The organism is Serratia oryzae (assembly GCF_001976145.1).
In the GTDB taxonomy this organism is placed as follows: Bacteria; Pseudomonadota; Gammaproteobacteria; order Enterobacterales; family Enterobacteriaceae; genus Chania; species Chania oryzae.
This window is the reverse complement of the sequence record NZ_MOXD01000057.1, coordinates 1-665: the sequence shown is the minus strand read 5'-3', so window position 1 is coordinate 665 and position 665 is coordinate 1. Positions and strand designations below refer to the sequence as shown.

The 665-nt window shown below is 54.6% G+C and carries 2 protein-coding genes; both read left to right on the top strand.

Annotated features, from left to right (window positions below):
• Window positions 1–319, top strand: a 319-nt coding sequence (tnpA, locus tag BMI79_RS22870) for an IS66 family insertion sequence element accessory protein TnpA (RefSeq protein ID WP_244157377.1), incomplete at its 5' end; no start/stop codon positions are given.
• Window positions 313–648 (top strand): IS66 family insertion sequence element accessory protein TnpB, encoded by a 336-nt coding sequence (tnpB, locus tag BMI79_RS22865; protein ID WP_076944414.1) that lies wholly within the window; start codon window positions 313–315, stop codon window positions 646–648. The genes tnpA and tnpB, both read left to right, overlap by 7 nt.
• Window positions 649–665 lie beyond the last annotated feature (17 nt).

Sequence of the window (665 nt, the reverse complement as noted above, 5' to 3'; positions counted from 1 at the left end):
GAACCTGAGGCAAAATATGACAAAACAGTATTCTCACAGTGAACGGCAACAACATCTCGACGCCTGGCAACAGAGTGGATTGTCTAAAAAGCATTATTGCCGACTGCATGACCTGAACCCGGCCACCTTTTATTACTGGCTAAAGCATCATCGCGATGACGCTACCGTGACCGTTCCCGCTGCCTTTATTCCTGCGCGCCGAGTGATGCCTGAGAATAATGATGCTGACACGGTAGCACTCAACCTTCCCAATGGCTGTTCAGTCAGGTGTCTTCCCGCTCAGTTGCGCGCAGTGATGCAGGCCTTGTCCCTATGTTAACGCCCCAGCACATCTGGCTGGCACGGGAGCCCGTCGATATGCGACGGGGTATTGATACCCTGACGCAGTACATTACCGACCACCTGCACCAACCCTGGCAAGGGGAAGCCGCTTTTGTCTTCTGCAACAAGGCACGCTCGCGCATCAAAGTCCTGCGCTGGGACAAGCACGGTGTCTGGCTGTGTCTGCGCCGTCTTCATCAGGGCCATTTTATCTGGCCCCGGCAAGGGGATGTCGCCTGGCTGCTGTCACCCGAACAGACCGACTGGTTGATGAAAGGCATTGACTGGCAGCGGGTGGATGGCCTGGATTTAACCGGCTGGAAATAACGAAAGACAGTGATTAA

Bases quoted from the DNA above. Each gene is read 5' to 3' on its own strand.
- tnpB (WP_076944414.1), top strand. From the start codon at position 313: ATGTTAACGCCCCAGCACATCTGGCTGGCACGGGAGCCCGTCGATATG.